General features: G+C 67.8%; 13 protein-coding genes. 10 read left to right on the top strand and 3 right to left on the bottom strand.

Annotated elements, in window-relative coordinates; genetic code table 11:
• The first annotated feature begins 128 nt into the window (after positions 1-128).
• The 5 genes from ACP7AB_RS03000 (at position 129) to ACP7AB_RS02980 (ending at position 6849) form a co-directional block, all read left to right on the top strand.
• On the top strand, positions 129-458 hold the full coding sequence (locus tag ACP7AB_RS03000) for a rhodanese-like domain-containing protein (RefSeq protein ID WP_425987450.1): 330 nt from the start codon (positions 129-131) through the stop codon (positions 456-458).
• 26 nt (positions 459-484) lie between these two features.
• A complete protein-coding gene (locus ACP7AB_RS02995) occupies positions 485-1513 on the top strand; it encodes an efflux RND transporter periplasmic adaptor subunit (RefSeq protein ID WP_425987449.1) in 1029 nt (342 codons plus the stop codon).
• Positions 1510-4722 (top strand): efflux RND transporter permease subunit, encoded by a 3213-nt coding sequence (locus ACP7AB_RS02990; RefSeq protein WP_425987448.1) that lies wholly within the window; start codon positions 1510-1512, stop codon positions 4720-4722. Before ACP7AB_RS02995 ends, ACP7AB_RS02990 begins: the two co-directional genes overlap by 4 nt.
• 99 nt (positions 4723-4821) lie before the next feature.
• Positions 4822-5205, top strand: a complete 384-nt coding sequence (locus ACP7AB_RS02985) for an ArsR/SmtB family transcription factor (protein WP_425987447.1) — start codon at positions 4822-4824, stop codon at positions 5203-5205.
• Positions 5206-5331: 126 nt separating this feature from the next.
• A complete protein-coding gene (locus ACP7AB_RS02980; protein ID WP_425987446.1) occupies positions 5332-6849 on the top strand; it encodes an acetyl-CoA hydrolase/transferase family protein in 1518 nt (505 codons plus the stop codon).
• 76 nt (positions 6850-6925) lie between these two features.
• Here ACP7AB_RS02980 and ACP7AB_RS02975 read toward each other — a convergent pair whose 3' ends face one another.
• From ACP7AB_RS02975 to cydD, 3 genes are all read right to left on the bottom strand, one after another.
• A complete protein-coding gene (locus tag ACP7AB_RS02975; RefSeq protein WP_425987445.1) occupies positions 6926-7177 on the bottom strand; it encodes a c-type cytochrome in 252 nt (83 codons plus the stop codon).
• A 237-nt stretch (positions 7178-7414) separates the two neighbouring features.
• Positions 7415-9094: an amino acid ABC transporter ATP-binding/permease protein gene (locus ACP7AB_RS02970; RefSeq protein ID WP_425987444.1), complete on the bottom strand. Its 1680-nt coding sequence runs from the start codon at positions 9092-9094 to the stop codon at positions 7415-7417.
• Positions 9091-10704, bottom strand: coding sequence for a thiol reductant ABC exporter subunit CydD (gene cydD / locus ACP7AB_RS02965; protein WP_425987443.1), 1614 nt, complete (start codon positions 10702-10704; stop codon positions 9091-9093). The genes ACP7AB_RS02970 and cydD overlap by 4 nt, the downstream gene beginning before the upstream one ends.
• 122 nt (positions 10705-10826) lie before the next feature.
• Here cydD and ACP7AB_RS02960 point away from each other — a divergent pair, with 122 nt between their 5' ends.
• The 5 genes from ACP7AB_RS02960 (at position 10827) to ACP7AB_RS02940 (ending at position 15297) form a co-directional block, all read left to right on the top strand.
• Positions 10827-12434 (top strand): cytochrome ubiquinol oxidase subunit I, encoded by a 1608-nt coding sequence (locus ACP7AB_RS02960; RefSeq protein WP_425987637.1) that lies wholly within the window; start codon positions 10827-10829, stop codon positions 12432-12434.
• 25 nt (positions 12435-12459) lie between these two features.
• Positions 12460-13608: a cytochrome d ubiquinol oxidase subunit II gene (cydB, locus tag ACP7AB_RS02955; RefSeq protein ID WP_425987442.1), complete on the top strand. Its 1149-nt coding sequence runs from the start codon at positions 12460-12462 to the stop codon at positions 13606-13608.
• A 19-nt stretch (positions 13609-13627) separates the two neighbouring features.
• Positions 13628-13765 (top strand): cytochrome bd-I oxidase subunit CydX, encoded by a 138-nt coding sequence (cydX, locus tag ACP7AB_RS02950; protein ID WP_425987440.1) that lies wholly within the window; start codon positions 13628-13630, stop codon positions 13763-13765.
• Between the two features lie 84 nt (positions 13766-13849).
• Positions 13850-14182 (top strand): hypothetical protein, encoded by a 333-nt coding sequence (locus ACP7AB_RS02945; protein ID WP_425987439.1) that lies wholly within the window; start codon positions 13850-13852, stop codon positions 14180-14182.
• 59 nt (positions 14183-14241) lie between these two features.
• Entirely contained in the window at positions 14242-15297 is a 1056-nt protein-coding gene (locus ACP7AB_RS02940) for an NAD(P)-dependent alcohol dehydrogenase (protein ID WP_425987438.1), read from the top strand.
• The last annotated feature ends 118 nt before the right edge of the window (positions 15298-15415 follow it).

Here is a 15415-nt window from a genome sequence, read left to right as displayed (position 1 = left end):
ACCCCCTCAGCCCTACAGCTCGTGGGTAGTGCTTGATTGTGTATTAGTTTACTCGCATATACGCAATAACGAACTAACAGCGGCTTCAGAACGCCTAGAAGGCGCGCGCTCTCCAAGGATTTCCCCGAATGTTCGGCTCCCCCAAACCCAAGGACCTCACACCCGCCGAGGTAAAGGCCGGTCTCGATGAGAACCGGATCCTGCTCATCGATGTTCGGGAGCCGGCCGAGTTCGCGGCCGAACGGATCGCGGGCGCGCTCAACGTCCCGCTTTCCTCCTTCAACCCCGAGACCTTGCCCGATGCGGGCTCCAGGACGATCGTGATGCAATGCGCGGGCGGCAAGCGATCTGCCATGGCGGTCGATCAGTGCCGCAAGGCCGGACAGGTCATCGAAACCCATCTGGCGGGAGGACTGGCCGCCTGGAAGGTCGCAGGCCTGCCGACGGTCGCCGGTTGACCGGCGCCCGGGCGAATGGATGAATCATGGCAAGACTTCCCCTTCTGATCGTCCTGGGCGCCGCCCTTCTGCTGGGGGCCTGCGGACACCCTGAATGTGAGGTTCCGGTCGCCGAGGCCGCCCCGCAGGCCGGCCGCCTGACCCTGCAGGCCCGGACCATCGCCGACCTCAAGCCCGTCCCCGGAACGCTGACGACCCGCGACATGGCCGAAGCCCGGGCGCGCATCTCGGGGACCTTGGTCATGCTCGGCGTCAGGGAGGGGGACATGGTCCGCCAGGGCCAGCTGATCGGCCGCGTGACGGACGCCCGTCTGGCGCTTCAAACCGGCGCCTTCGACGCCCAGGTCGCCGCCGCCGCCGCAGAGGCCGGTCGCGCCGATGCGGACCTCGCGCGGACACGCAGCCTGTTCGCCCAGGGCATCTACGCCCAGGCCAGACTCGACCAGGTCGAGGCCCAGGCCCGGGCCGCCAACGCCAACCTTACCGCGGCCCGCGCCCAGCGCGGCGCGAGTGTCGAACTCGCAGGACAGGGCGCGATTCTCGCCCCGGCTGCCGGTCGCGTCCTCAAGGCCAACGTCCCGGTGGGATCGGTATTGATGGCAGGGCAGACGCTGGCGACCATCACCGCAGGGCCGATGGTGGTGCGGATCGAATTGCCGGAGGGTCAGGCGCGCGCGCTGCAGGTCGGCGACGTCGTGCAACTGGCGGCGGCGGACCTGCGGGGCGTCGCGACGCAAGGCGCCATCAGCCAGATCTATCCGTCGATCACGGACGGTCAGGTCATGGCCGACGTCAGCGCACCGGGCTTGCCGCAGGACCTGATCGGGCAACGGGTCCGCGCCCATGTCAGGATCGGCGAACGCCAGGCTCTGATCGTGCCGCGGCGCTACATCCTCACCCGGTTCGGGATCGACTACGCCCGACTGGTCCGGGCGGATGGCACGCTCTCGGAGATCCCCGTTCAGACCACGGCAGGTCCCGACGCCGACACCGTGGAGGTGCTGGCCGGGCTTCGCGCCGGTGACGTGCTGAGTCCCGCCGGAGCCACCCGATGAACCTCGGCCTCTCCGGACGGCTGACCCGGATTTCAATCCGTTCGCCGCTGACGCCGCTCATCCTGCTGGCCGCCATCGCCGTGGGCCTGCTGGCCCTGGTGTCGATTCCCCGGGAGGAAGAGCCGCAGATCAGCGTGCCGATGGTCGACATCATGGTCGCCGCCCCGGGGCTGCGGGCGGCGGACGCGGTCGAACTGGTCGGCAAGCCGCTGGAGACGATCGTCAAGAGCGTGGCGGGCGTGGAACACGTCTACACCTTCGCCGACGACAACCAGGTCATGGTCACCGCACGCTTCGACGTCGGGACCGATCCGGACACGGCGGCAGTCCGCATTCATGAGAAAATCCGCGCCAACTACGACCGGATTCCCTCCGGCATCGCCGAACCCCTGATCCAGACCCGGGGCATCAATGACGTGCCGAGCCTGGTGCTGACGCTGTCGCCCAGGCCCGGCGCTGCAGGCCAGTGGACCGATCAGGCCCTGTTCGAAATCGCCGGCAAGCTCAGGACCGAGGTCGCCAAGGTCGACGATGTCGGGCTGACCTTCATCGTGGGCGGCCGTCCCCAGGAAATCCGGGTGGAGCCGGACCCGGCGCGCCTCGCCCAGCACGGCGTGTCGCTGGGCGCCCTGATGGACACTATTCGGCAAGCCAACAGGGCCTTCCCGGCGGGGCAGGTGCGCAACGGCGGCGAGGCGGTTGACGTCACTGCCGGTCAAACCCTGGCCAGCGCGACCCAGATCGGTTTTCTGGCCCTGCCCTCCGCCCGGGGCGAGGCCGTCTATGTCCGCGATGTCGCCCGCGTCATCGAGGCGCCGCGCGAGGACCAGGCCCACGCCTGGCGCTATGCGCGTACGGACGACGGCTGGAGCGAAGCTCCGGCGGTCAGCCTGGCGATCGCCAAGCGCAAGGGGGCGAACGCCGTCGTCGTCTCGCAACAGGTCCTGACGCGTGTCGAGGCGCTGAGGGGCACACTGCTTCCCGACAGCCTGGATGTGGCGGTCACCCGGGACTACGGCGCTACCGCCAACGAGAAGGCCAATGAGCTGCTGTTCCACCTGGGCCTGGCCACCCTGTCGATCGTCGTCCTGATCGGCTTCGCCATCGGCTGGCGCGAGGCGGGCGTGACAGCGGTCGTCATACCGACGACGATCCTGCTGACCCTCTTCGCCTCCAATCTGCTGGGCTACACCATCAACCGGGTCAGCCTGTTCGCACTGATCTTCTCGATCGGCATCCTGGTCGATGACGCCATCGTCATGATCGAAAACATCGCCCGGCACTGGGCCATGCCTGACGAGCGGACCCGGATCGACGCGGCTGTCGACGCCGTCGCGGAGGTCGGCAACCCGACCGTCGTCGCCACCCTGACGGTGGTCACTGCCCTGTTGCCGATGCTGTTCGTGTCCGGACTGATGGGTCCCTATATGGCGCCGATCCCGGTCAACGCCTCGGCGGCCATGGTGTTTTCCTTCTTCGTCGCCGTGGTCATCGCGCCGTGGCTGATGATCCGGTTCGCCCGCAAGACGCTGGTTGCCGCCGCACCCGCTCACGGCGAAGGCAAACTCGGCGCCCTCTATCGCAGGGTCGCGAGCCAGGTGATCGGCACGAGGCGGTCCGCCTGGATCTTCCTGATCGGCGTCGGTCTGGCCACGCTTGTGGCCGGCGCCATGTTCGCGACCAGGACAGTGACGGTGAAGCTGCTGCCCTTCGACAACAAGTCGGAGCTGCAGGTCGTACTCGACATGCCCGAGGGCACGTCGCTGGAGGTCACCCAGCGCACCCTGGCCGACGCCGCCATGATCACGCGCGGCCTGCCGGAAGTGGTCGCCATCGACGCCTATGCCGGAACGGCCTCGCCGTTCAACTTCAATGGTCTGGTGCGCCACTACTACCTTCGCAACAAGCCGGAGATGGGCGATCTGGCCGTCGCCCTGGCGGAGAAGGGAGAGCGCAAACGGTCGAGCCACGCCATTGCCCTCGATCTGCGTGAGCAGCTCGCGGGTGTGGTGCTGCCTGCCGGCGGCGTGATCAAGGTCGTCGAGGCGCCGCCAGGGCCTCCGGTCATGGCGACCCTTCTGGCTGAGGTCTATGGCCCCGACGCCCCGACCCGGCGCGCTGTCGCCGAACGCGTGAAGGCCGCCTTCCATTCGGTGCCCTATATCGTCGATGTCGACGACAGCTATGGCCAGCCGCGGCCCGGATTGCGGCTCGTCCCGGACCGGGACCGGCTGGAAGCCCTCAAGGTCAGCGACAGAGACGTCTACGACTCCATCGCCGCCGCGCTCGGCGGCCAGGTCGTCGGCTATGCGCATCGTGGCGAGGGGCGCGATCCGCTGGAAATCTCGGTGCGCCTGCCCCAGTCGGCGCGCAGCTGGGGCGAGGGCCTGGCGTCCATGCCGGTCGCCGTGTCGCAAGGCGCGGCCGGCGGACGGCTCGTATCCCTCGGCGAGGTCGCGACCATCTCGAGCGAACCCGGCTCAACCCACATCTTCCGCCGCGACGGCCGGGACGTGGACATGGTCATGGGCGAGTTGGCCGGCGCCTATGAAGCCCCGATCTACGGCATGATGGCGGTCGACCAGATCATCCGTCAGGGCGATTGGGGGGATGTTCCCAAGCCGGACATCCGCATGAACGGCCAGCCGACGGACGAGAGCCGACCGACCGTGCTCTGGGACGGCGAGTGGGAGATCACCTGGGTCACCTTCCGCGACATGGGCGCAGCCTTTGGCGTGGCGATACTCGGCATCTATGTGCTGGTCGTCGCCCAGTTCAAAAGCTTCCGACTGCCCCTGGTCATCCTGACGCCGATTCCGCTGACCCTGATCGGCATCGTCATCGGCCACATCCTGTTCCGGGCACCCTTCACCGCGACCTCGATGATCGGCTTCATCGCCCTGGCCGGCATCATTGTCCGAAACTCGATCCTGCTTGTGGACTTCATTCGTCACAGCCAGACCGGGGAGCGGTCCCTGCGCGAGGTCCTGCTGGACGCGGGCGCGATCCGCTTCAAACCCATCGTGCTGACCGCCGCAGCGGCCATGATTGGTGCGGCGGTGATCCTGACCGATCCGATCTTCCAGGGTCTTGCGATCTCGCTTCTGTTCGGCCTGGCCTCATCGACCCTGCTGACCGTCCTGGTGATCCCGGCCATCTATATCGTCCTGCGCGACGACGGCCGTCCGCTGGCCCCGGAGGAAAACTGACATGCGCATGGCAATCGACTTCGGCATCGCTGGCGAGCAGGTCCGAGCCTGCGCCGTCTCCTCGAATCCGCAGGACGGCGGAGGGTGGCTTGATCGTGTATGCGCATCTTCTACAGTAAGCAGATGATTACGCTGACAGTTCACCCTTCGCGGAATGACCTTGGCGGGTTCGAGGACTGCGTCGAACCTGCGGCGCGCCTGTTGAAATTGCTGGCGAGCGAACAACGGCTTCTGCTGTTGTGTCGGCTCGTCGAGGGTGAGGCGTCGGTTGGCGACCTCGCCGACCATGCCAGGCTGGCTCCGTCCGCAGCCTCGCAGCACCTGGCCAGGATGCGGGCCGAAGGTCTGGTCGCCACCCGGCGCGATGCGCAGACGATCTACTATCGGCTGGATGATCCGGCCGCGCTCCGGGTGCTGCATACGCTTCGGGACATTTATCGCGGCCAGCAGGACGCCCCGGAAGGTTCGGCAGGCCCCCCTTAGGCTGATGAGGCTTTGGTCTCGATAGACATGACCTGAACAAGGGACGCCCGGCTGCTTGGGTCCAGGGCCGACTTGCGCGTTCATCTAATGGCAGGGCCCATACCGGGACCTGGGAAAGATCACTTCATGACGGACCATCGCATCGCCAGCGCCCGACACCGGGCCAGGGTCATGTCGGCCGAAGACGCCGCAAGCCTGATCGCGCCCAACACGACGGTGGGGCTCAGCGGGTTCACCGCCTCGGGCTATCCGACGGCGGTCCCTTTGGCGCTCGCCGCCCGGATCGAGGCCGAGCATGCGGCGGGCCGGCCCTTCAAGCTGCGGATCTGGACGGGCGCCTCGACCGGCCCGGAACTGGACGGAGCCCTGGCCAAGGCCGACGGCATCGAGTTCCGGCTGCCCTACAACTCCGACCCGACCTGCCGCGACCGGATCAATCGCGGCGAGATGGCCTATTTCGACATGCACCTGAGCCAGGTCGCGCCTATGGCCTGGCAGGGCTTTCTCGGCCCGCTGGACACGGCGATCATCCAGGTCACGGGCATCCGCGAGGACGGGGCGCTGATCCCGGCCTCCTCGGTCGGCAACAACAAGACCTGGCTGGACCGGGCCAGCCAGGTGATCCTCGAGGTCAACCGGTGGCAGAACCCCGAGCTTCTGGGAATGCACGACATCTACTATGGCACCGCCCTGCCGCCGAACCGCGTGCCCATCCCCCTGATCCGCGCTGGTGACCGGATCGGCGAGCCGTGCTTCCGCTGCGACCCCGACAAGATCGTGGCCATCGTCGAGACCGACCGGCCGGATCGCAATGCCGGCTTCACAGCGCCCGGACCGGACGACCTGGCCATCGCCGGACATCTGCTGGAGTTTCTCGAGCATGAGGTGTCGAAAGGGCGTCTGCCGCCGTCGCTGCTGCCGCTCCAGTCGGGGGTCGGCAACACGGCCAACGCTGTCCTGACCGGCCTGATCGACGCGCCGTTTGACAATCTGAGCGCCTATACCGAGGTCATCCAGGACGGGATGCTGGCGCTGATGGACAGCGGCAAGCTGAGCATGGCGTCGTCGACCGCTCTCAGCCTGAGCCCCGAGCTGACCGAGCGCGTCAATCGCAACATGGGCGATTATCGCGACCGCATCATCCTGCGGCCGCAGGAGATCAGCAACCACCCTGAGGTGATCCGCCGCCTCGGCGTCATCGCCATGAACGGCATGATCGAGGCCGACATCTACGGCAACGTCAACTCGACCCATGTGATGGGGTCGCGCATCCAGAACGGCATCGGCGGCTCCGGCGACTTTGCCCGCAACGCCTATATCTCGATCTTCATGAGCGCCTCGACGGCCAAGGGCGGCAAGATCTCGACCCTGGTGCCCGCCGTCTCCCACGTCGATCACATCAATCAGGACGTCCAGGTGATCGTCACCGAACAGGGTCTGGCCGATCTTCGCGGCCTCTCGCCGAAACAGCGGGCGCGCGTCGTCATCGACACCTGCGCCCACCCGACCTTCCGCCCGATGCTGGAGGACTATTTCCAGCGCGCGCTCAAGGGATCCTACGGCCTCCAGACGCCGATGCTGCTGGACGAGGCCCTGTCGTGGCATGCCCGGTTCGTCCGTACCGGCAGCATGGCCGGCGGTTGAGCGAGACCCAAGGCGGGATCGAGGTCCGGGCGCGGGCGGTGCAGAGGTTCAATGGCTCCTGATGCGGGCCAGGCGCCTACGGAGTGGACGGGCGACCGACCGGTGCGCGCAACGTGTCGAGATAGGCGGTCAGGTCGTGAATCTGGCTGGCGCCGAAGACATAGGGCGGCATGGCGGGATGGGTCGTAACCAGGCCCTGTTCGAACGCGGCGGCCAGATCGTCGGAACCTCGGCGCCGCACAATCTCTCTGAATGGCGGCGCAACGACGAGCGGACTGTCGCCTGTGGCGTCGATGGCGTGGCAGCTGGCGCACCCGATGATCGCCATGGCGCGGCCCCGGGACGCGGACTCCCGATCCAGGGCCGTCGACAGGGACGAGACGGCAGGGTTGTCTTGTGGGCTTGAAGCGCGTGGCGGGCTCGGCGGCGACTCGACCCGGGGCCCGGGGAGCGGCGAACACGCCCCGACCAGCAGAAGACCGATAATCGTGGGGACTCGCATGACACTCCTCCGGCGATCAGATCTCATTTGACCAGTGCCCCGGGTCGGCGTCCTTGACCCAGGTCAAGCGGCGGCCCTGACGTCGCGACCCCCGATGGGAATTTCACCGGGTGAGAGCGTGACCGAGACGTCGACGACCTGATCGCACAGGGCTGTGGGCGCCGATCGGTGGCTGACCAGGATCAGGCCCTGGCGGCGGGTCGAAAGGTGATGCGTGAGGCCGTCCAGCACCCGGGTTTCGGTCGCGGCGTCGAGGCCTTCGGTCGGTTCGTCCAGCACCAGCCAGGGCGCGTCGCGCAGATAGGCGCGCGCCAGTCCCAGGCGCCGGCGCTCGCCGCCGGACAGCCGGTCGCCGTTCTCGCTCAGAACCGTGTCGAGACCGGCCGGAAGCGCCACGACCCGGTCGGCCAGGCAGGCGTCGCTCAGGGCGGCCCAGAGGTCGTCGTTCGAAGCGCCTGGATTGGCGAGACGAAGATTGTCCGCGATCGACCCTGCCAGCAGCCGGACGTCCTGCGACGCATAGGCGAAACGCGCGCGAACGTCGTCCAGAGCGGCGTCCTCGAGAGGCAGGCCACCCAGTCGCAACTGATCGGCGAGAGAGGGGCGCAGCCCCATCAAGGTCTCGATCAACCGCGTCTTGCCGGAGCCGGAGGGACCGATCACGCCCAGACGGAAGGGCGGCGCGATCTCCAACGCCGCGGAGCGGATGATGATGGCGTCGCCGGCCATCGCCGGTGCGAGTTGCCGGATGACGGGCCTGGCCGGGTCATCCAGAACCTCAGCCAGCCGTGCCAGCGCCTCCTGGGCCGCGCCATTTTGGCGCATCCCCGCGGTGAGGGCGGCCGCGGCCTCAAGTCCCGTCACGGACGCCAGCGCCGCGAGGGCGACGAGCGGCAGGGACGCCGGGGCGGATGTCGCAATGACCCCGATTACGGTCAGGGCCAGGACCGAGGCCTGGAACACCGGGATCCATCCGCCGGCCACGGCGTCCGCGACCCGGCGACGATCCAGGGTCCGCGCCGCCTGACCCACCTGGTCGGCGGCCCAACTCTCCAGGCCATAGGCCCGCAGCTCGGGGGCCGCTGCCTGCAAGGCCGAAAGCCGGTCCTTGAACAGGCCCATGCCGACCTGCACCCGCCGACCCGCCGGGTCCGCAACGCGCCGGCCGATCAGAAGTCCTCCGAAGATGGCGATGGCGATGCCGCTGGCCAGGACGAGAGCGGGCAGGGCGCCGGCCAACAGCGCCAGGCCGATCGCCGCCAGGGCGCCCGCGCCGGCGCCCCAGAGCCCGCTCAGGCGCACGAACACGGTCTGGATCGCATCGACGTCCTGGATCATCCGCGCTGACGCTTCGCCGCTGGAGAGGCTGAACGCCCGACGGGGCGGGGCCGCCGCCAGCCGCGCGAACAACAGCGGCCGCAGACGGGCCAGGGCCTTGAGAGCTGCGGCGTGGCCGCTGACCCGTTCGACGTAGCGCGATCCCGTCCGCACGATGGCCAGCATCCGGATCACGGCGGCCGGGAGCAGATAGTTGAACGCCTGGACCACCGCGAAGCCGCCGGCTCCGGCGATCGCCGCCCCCGTGATGAACCAGCCGGACAGACCCAGCAGCGTCACCGAGGCGCCGGAGACGAGGGCAGCGGACAGGGCGGCAAGCCGCAACCGTCCGCCCTGGGCGCGGCGTTGCTCGGCCAGCAGGGCCTTGAGGGTCGGGTCTCCCGTGTTCGCGGTCGTCGGTTTCACAGCCGCACCACCCGGTCGGCCAGGGCCATGACGGCCTGTGAATGGGTCGCGATCAGGGTGGTGCGGCCTTCCGCCGCCGCGCGGATCACCTCCAGCACGGCCGTCTCGGACGCCGGGTCGAGATTGGCGGTTGGTTCGTCCAGCAACAGCAGGCGGGACGGCGACAGCAGGGCCCTGGCCAGGCCCAGACGTCGGCGCTCGCCGCCCGAGAGCCCGCCACCGCGTTCGTCGAGGATACGGCCCAGATCACCCTGGAGACCCGCGCGGGCAGCGGCGTCGCGGATCTCCTCTACGCTCGCACCCGGCCTCGCCAGAGCGATGTTGTCGAAGAGGGCGCCCGGGGCCACGATCGGGTTCTGGCTGGCCCAGCCGACGGCTCCGGCGAACGCGCCCGCGTGCGACAGGCCCTGACCGCCGACCCGGACTTCGCCCGATGACAGCGGCGCCAGGCCCAGCAGCAGATGCAGCAGGCTGGTCTTGCCCGAGCCGCTGGGTCCGACCAGGGCGACGATCGCTCCGGCCGGGACATGGAGGTCGAAATCGGTGATCGCCGGTGCGCCGTCGCCATAGCGGATCGTGACCGATCGGAAGTCGAGTTCCGGGGCGCTCGACCAGCGGCAGGACAGCGGGGCAATGACCGGTCGATCCGGCTCCGGCCCGGCCATCGACGGCGCCGCGGCTTCGGCGGCCTGTTTCTCATGATAGGCTGCGGCCAGCCGGCGCATGGGCGCATAGACCTCGGGCGCCATGGCCAGCACGAAGAAGGCGCGGCCCAGGTCCAGAGTCTCGGGCACGGGAAACGGCAGGATGCGCAACAGGTTGAAGCCGCAGTAGACCGCGACCAGCGCGACCGAGAGGGCCGAGAAAAACTCCAGCACGGCCGACGAGACGAACGCCACCTTCAGCACCCGACCCGTGCGGCGCTCCAGTTCGTCGGCCGCGCCAGCGATCTCTCGCGTGGTGCGCGCCTCGGCCTGGAAGGAGAGAAGGGTGGGAAGGGCGCGAACGCGGTCCAGAAACATCCCGGACAGCAGTTCAAGGGCCTGGAACTGCCGCCGGCTCTCGGCCGCCGCCGCGCCACCGGCCAGGGCCATGCCGACCACGAACGGGATCAGGGTCAGCAGCAGGATGCCGGCGACGACCGGGCTGGCCAGGGCGCACACCGCGATCACGATCAGCGGCGAGACGGTAGCGGCCATGCGAACGGGGGCGAAGCGGGCGACATGACCGTCCAGGGTTTCGACCGCCTCGACAACCGCGGTCAGGGCGGCAGCGGCAGGTCGCCGACCGGCGAACAGATCGGCGACGATCCCCTGCCGGACCTCGCCTTTGACCGCCGCCGCGGCCTTGGCGGAAACGAAGGTCGCGGCCTGACCCATCCAGCCTCGCAGCACCAGACTCCCGGCGGCCAGGATCAGCCAGGGGGCGGCCTCGGCGACCGAATGCTCAAGGGCGCCGATGGCCAGGCCGAGGCCGGCCGCGAAACCGATCGCCGGCCCGATGTCGCCGACGACCAGAGCCGCCGACAGACCCAGCAGCCGACGATGGGGCCGGCCCGCGGCCTTGAGCCAGGAACCGGGAGCAAATGTTGGAAGGGCGTCGGCCGTCATGGGTCCGCCCTAGCCGCCGGCGCCGGACCGGGCCTTGATCGAAATCAAGGCGGAGCATCGCATACGGTCGTAGGCGAAGGTTTGTCGGTCATCGGGCCGACGCTGCGGAGCCTGATTCCATGATTGACCTCGCGGTCGTTGACCTTTCCCGGCTGCAGTTCGCGTTGACGGCTCTGTATCACTTCCTGTTCGTGCCGCTGACGATCGGCCTGTCGTTCATGCTGGTCATCATGGAGAGCATCTATGTGATGACCCGCCGCCCGATCTGGCGGAGCATCACCCGGTTCTGGGGTCTGTTGTTCGGGATCAATTTCGCGCTTGGAGTCGCGACCGGGATCACCATGGAATTCCAGTTCGGGATGAACTGGTCCTACTTCTCCCACTACGTCGGCGACATCTTCGGCGCCCCGCTGGCCATCGAGGGTCTGATGGCCTTCTTCCTGGAAGCGACCTTCGTCGGGCTGATGTTCTTCGGCTGGGACAAGCTCAGCCGGGTCGGGCACCTGTTCGTCACCTTCATGGTGGCGCTGGGCACCAATCTGTCGGCGCTGTGGATCCTGATCGCCAACGGCTGGATGCAGAATCCGGTCGGTGCTACCTTCAATCCCGACACGATGCGCATGGAGGTCTCGGACTTCATGGCCGTGCTGTTCAACCCGGTGGCCCAGGCCAAGTTCGTCCATACGGTCAGCGCCGGCTACGTGATTGCCGCCGTCTTCGTCCTGGGCATATCGGCCTTCTACCTGCTGAAGGGTCGCCACAGGGGATTCGCCAAACGCTCGATGACCGTCGCGGCGGCCTTCGGCCTGGCGGCCTCCCTCTCGGTCGTCGTTCTGGGAGACGAGAGCGGCTACGCCCTGACCGACAACCAGAAAATGAAGCTGGCGGCCCTGGAGGCCATGTGGCGCACCGAGCCGGCGCCCGCCGGCCTGACCGCCTTCGGCATTCCCAGCCTCGAAGACCGCGAGACCCACTATGAGGTCAAGATTCCCTATGTGCTCGGCCTCATCTCCACCCGCAGCATCGACACGCCGGTTGAAGGCATTCTCGAACTGGTCGCGATCGCCCAGACCCGTATCGAATCCGGTGTCCTGGCCTATGACGCCCTGGAGCGGATCAAGGCCGACCCGACCGACGTCGGCGCGCGTGGTGACTTCGAACTCAACCGCCGCGACCTTGGCTATTCCCTGCTGCTGAAACGCTATGTCGCCGACCCCCGTGACGCGACGCCCGATCAGGTGGTCCTCGCCGCCTGGAGCACTGTGCCCAATGTGCCGGTGATGTTCTGGTCGTTCCGGGTCATGGCCGGGATCGGGTTCCTGATGATCGGTCTGTTCGCCACCGCCTTTGTGCTCTGCACCCTGCGCAAGCACGAGACGCGCTGGTTCCTGTGGCTGGCCGTACTGGCCATCCCGTTGCCGTGGATATCCACCGAACTGGGCTGGATTCTTGCCGAGGTCGGACGACAGCCCTGGGCCGTCGAGGGGGTGCTGCCGACCTTCCTGGGAGCCTCCAGCCTCAGCGTGCCCCAGCTCTGGGCCACGATCATCGGCTTCACGGCCTTGTACGGCGGTCTTGCGGTGGTTGAGGTCGGACTGATCCTGAAGACGATCAGGAAGGGTCCGTTCGCGGAGATCGACCTGTTCGGCCTCGACCTCGCGCCCGAGACTCCCGAACCGAGCGACGGCCCGGACAAGCCCGCGCCTACACCCACGCCTGCCGCCGCCTGATCGTCCAGTCCCAAGGATATCCGAGATGGAACTGCCCCTCGACTACGCCACCCTGCGCCTGATCTGGTGGGGACTCCTGGGCGTGCTGCTGATCGCCTTCGCCCTGACCGACGGGTTCGATCTCGGCGTCGGCGCCCTGCTGCCGTTCGTGGCGAAGACGGACGAAGAGCGCCGCATGGTGATCAACACCGTCGGCGCGACCTGGGAAGGCAACCAGGTCTGGTTCATCCTCGGCGGCGGCGCGATCTTCGCCGCCTGGCCCTTCGTCTATGCCGTCAGCTTCTCGGGCTTCTATCTGGCCATGTTCCTGGTGCTGTCGGCGCTGATCCTGAGGCCGGTCGCGTTCAAATATCGCTCCAAGCGCCCCGACAGACGCTGGCGCGCGTTCTGGGACTGGGCGCTGTTCGTCGGCGGGTTCGTGCCGGCGCTGGTCTTCGGCGTCGCAGTCGGCAACGTCCTCCTGGGCGCGCCCTTCCGCCTGGATGGCGATCTGCGGTCCTTCTATGAGGGCAGTCTGCTGGGGCTGTTCACCCCCTTCAGCCTGCTGTGCGGCCTGCTCTCGGTCGCCATGCTGGTGCTTCACGGCGCGGCCTGGCTGGGCCTCAAGGCGGAGCGGGGGCCCGTTCAGGCGCGGGCCCGGGTCTTCGGCACGATCGCCGGCGTGGCCAGTCTGGTCCTGTTCGTCGGCGGCGGCCTGTTCGTCGCCTTCGGTGACCTGGGCTTCCGCATCGTCGGCCTGATCGATCCCTCGGGCATGTCCAATCCGCTGCGCACCGCCGTCGTGGCCGCGCCGGGCGCGTGGCTCGACAACTACACGGCCGCGCCCTGGACCATCGCTGCGCCCGTGCTCGGTCTTCTGGGGACGGTTGTTGCGCTCGCGGGCCTCTGGCGGCGGTCCGAGCCTCTGGCCTTCGGCGGCTCGTCTCTGGGCACGGTCGGCATCATCTCGACCGTCGGCCTGTCGATGTTCCCCTTCATCCTGCCCAGTTCGATCGATCCCGGCTCAAGCCTGACCGTCTGGAACGCGTCCTCGACCCATCTGACGCTGTTCATCATGCTGGGCGTGACCATCGTCTTCCTGCCCCTGATTCTGCTCTACACGGCCTGGGTCTACCGGGTGCTGTGGGGGCGGAGCAGCTCGACCGAGTTCAAGACCAACCCCGACCTCTACTGATCGCTGAAGGACAGACACCATGTGGTATTTCGCCTGGATACTCGGCGTCGGACTGGCCGTCGCTTTCGGCGTGCTGAACGGCGTCTGGCACGAGTTCCACCTGTTCGACGAGGGTGATCTCGGCCTGTCGGAGCCGGATCGGGACAAGGGCGACTGAGAAGTCGAGCGGGAGGGAGAAGGACGGCTTCGCGTGGATTTTCACGCCTGGCTCAGGACAGCCTGTTGAGGCGCCACGGCCGGGTTGACGGCTCGGGTCGCCGTCGATCCTGCTCCTCCCGACCGAGGCTCAGCGGCCGAGCAGTGGCCCCACCAGCTGGATGCCCGCGAGCACCAGGATCAGCAGGCCGATCGACCAGGCGAAGGGCCGCACAGGCAGGACGCGGGAGATGAGGGCGGCCAGGGGCGAAGCGACGACGCCGCCGACGATCAGGCCGGCGACCGAGGTCCGGGTTTCCGGGGCTCTGCCGACGCCAAAGCGCGGGAGCAGTTGAAGGCAATCCTGCGCGGCTATGTCGACTTCATCGGAGGACCGATCAATCGCGCCTGTCCTGACGCACGGCCGAAGCCTATCTAGGCTCTATCTACGGTGACGGCCATGCGCCGACGCCGCGCCAGCCGTTCAAGGATCGCCCCATGAAGACCATCGGATACGCCGCCCATTCGACCACGACCCCTCTGGCCCCGTGGGAGTTCGACCGACGCGAGTTGCGCGCGAACGACGTCGCCATGGAGATCCTGTACAGCGGCGTCTGCCACTCCGACCTGCACCAGGCGCGCAACGACTGGGGCTTCTCGTCCTATCCGATGGTGCCGGGCCACGAGATCATCGGCGTCGTCACCGCCGTCGGCCCCGAGGTCACGAAGTTCAAGGCGGGCGATCGCGTCGGCGTCGGCTGTATGGTCGACAGCTGCCAGCACTGCGACCAGTGCGACAAGGGCGAGGAGCAGCTCTGCCGCCACGGCAACACCCAGACCTACAACGGCAAGGACCGGGTGACCGGAGAGCCGACCTACGGCGGCTATTCCAAGCACCTTGTGGTGCGCGAGGAGTTCGTCCTGTCGGTGCCGGACGCGCTCGACATCGCCAAGGCCGCGCCCCTGCTGTGCGCCGGCATCACGACCTGGTCGCCGCTGAAGACCTGGGGCGTCAAGGCAGGCACCCGTGTCGGCGTCATCGGCCTGGGCGGTCTCGGCCACATGGCGGTCAAGCTGGCCGCCGGCCTGGGCGCCCACGTCGTCGTCCTCAGCCGCTCGGCCGACAAGGAGGCGGATGCGAAGGAGCTGGGCGCGCATGAACTGCTGGTCTCGTCCGACAAGGCGGCGATGAAGGCGGCGGCGAACAGCCTGGACCTGATCATCGACACCGTGCCGGTGAAGCACGACCTCAACCCCTATATGCCGCTGCTCGACATCGACGGCACCCTGGTCATCGTCGGCCAGCTGGGTCCGATGGAAGAGATGTCGACCCTTCCGCTGCTGATGGCTCGCCGTCGCGTCTCGGGTTCGCCCATCGGCGGCATCCGCGAGACCCAGGAGATGCTCGATTTCTGCGCCGAGAAGAACATCCATCCCGACGTCGAGATGATCCGGATGGACGAGATCAACCACGCCTTCGACCGGATGGAAAAGTCCGACGTGCGCTACCGCTTCGTCATCGACATGGCCTCGCTGGACGCCCCGGCCGCCTGATCGAGGTCTGTCCAAGTCTTCATTTCGCCGCCCCAATCCCGCCCCAATCCGCTACATATGTAACGCTACAAATGTAGCGGACCGGATCGGGAGAGGGTGCGATGATCGAAGGCTTGCC

Source organism: Brevundimonas sp. TWP3-1-2b1 (genome assembly GCF_049896165.1).
GTDB classification, from domain to species: domain Bacteria; phylum Pseudomonadota; class Alphaproteobacteria; order Caulobacterales; family Caulobacteraceae; genus Brevundimonas; species Brevundimonas subvibrioides_B.
The sequence above is the reverse complement of the archived record's forward strand: the minus strand, read 5'-3'. Positions and strand labels throughout refer to the sequence as shown.

What these genes read in the sequence shown, in the direction of transcription:
- ACP7AB_RS03000 (WP_425987450.1), top strand. Translation starts at nt 129, where the DNA reads ATGTTCGGCTCCCCCAAACCCAAGGACCTCACACCCGCCGAGGTAAAG.
- ACP7AB_RS02995 (WP_425987449.1), top strand. Translation starts at nt 485, where the DNA reads ATGGCAAGACTTCCCCTTCTGATCGTCCTGGGCGCCGCCCTTCTGCTG.
- ACP7AB_RS02990 (WP_425987448.1), top strand. Translation starts at nt 1,510, where the DNA reads ATGAACCTCGGCCTCTCCGGACGGCTGACCCGGATTTCAATCCGTTCG.
- ACP7AB_RS02985 (WP_425987447.1), top strand. Translation starts at nt 4,822, where the DNA reads ATGCGCATCTTCTACAGTAAGCAGATGATTACGCTGACAGTTCACCCT.
- ACP7AB_RS02980 (WP_425987446.1), top strand. Translation starts at nt 5,332, where the DNA reads ATGACGGACCATCGCATCGCCAGCGCCCGACACCGGGCCAGGGTCATG.
- ACP7AB_RS02975 (WP_425987445.1), bottom strand. Translation starts at nt 7,177, where the DNA reads ATGGCGATCATCGGGTGCGCCAGCTGCCACGCCATCGACGCCACAGGC.
- cydD (WP_425987443.1), bottom strand. Translation starts at nt 10,704, where the DNA reads ATGACGGCCGACGCCCTTCCAACATTTGCTCCCGGTTCCTGGCTCAAG.
- cydB (WP_425987442.1), top strand. Translation starts at nt 12,460, where the DNA reads ATGGAACTGCCCCTCGACTACGCCACCCTGCGCCTGATCTGGTGGGGA.
- cydX (WP_425987440.1), top strand. Translation starts at nt 13,628, where the DNA reads ATGTGGTATTTCGCCTGGATACTCGGCGTCGGACTGGCCGTCGCTTTC.
- ACP7AB_RS02940 (WP_425987438.1), top strand. Translation starts at nt 14,242, where the DNA reads ATGAAGACCATCGGATACGCCGCCCATTCGACCACGACCCCTCTGGCC.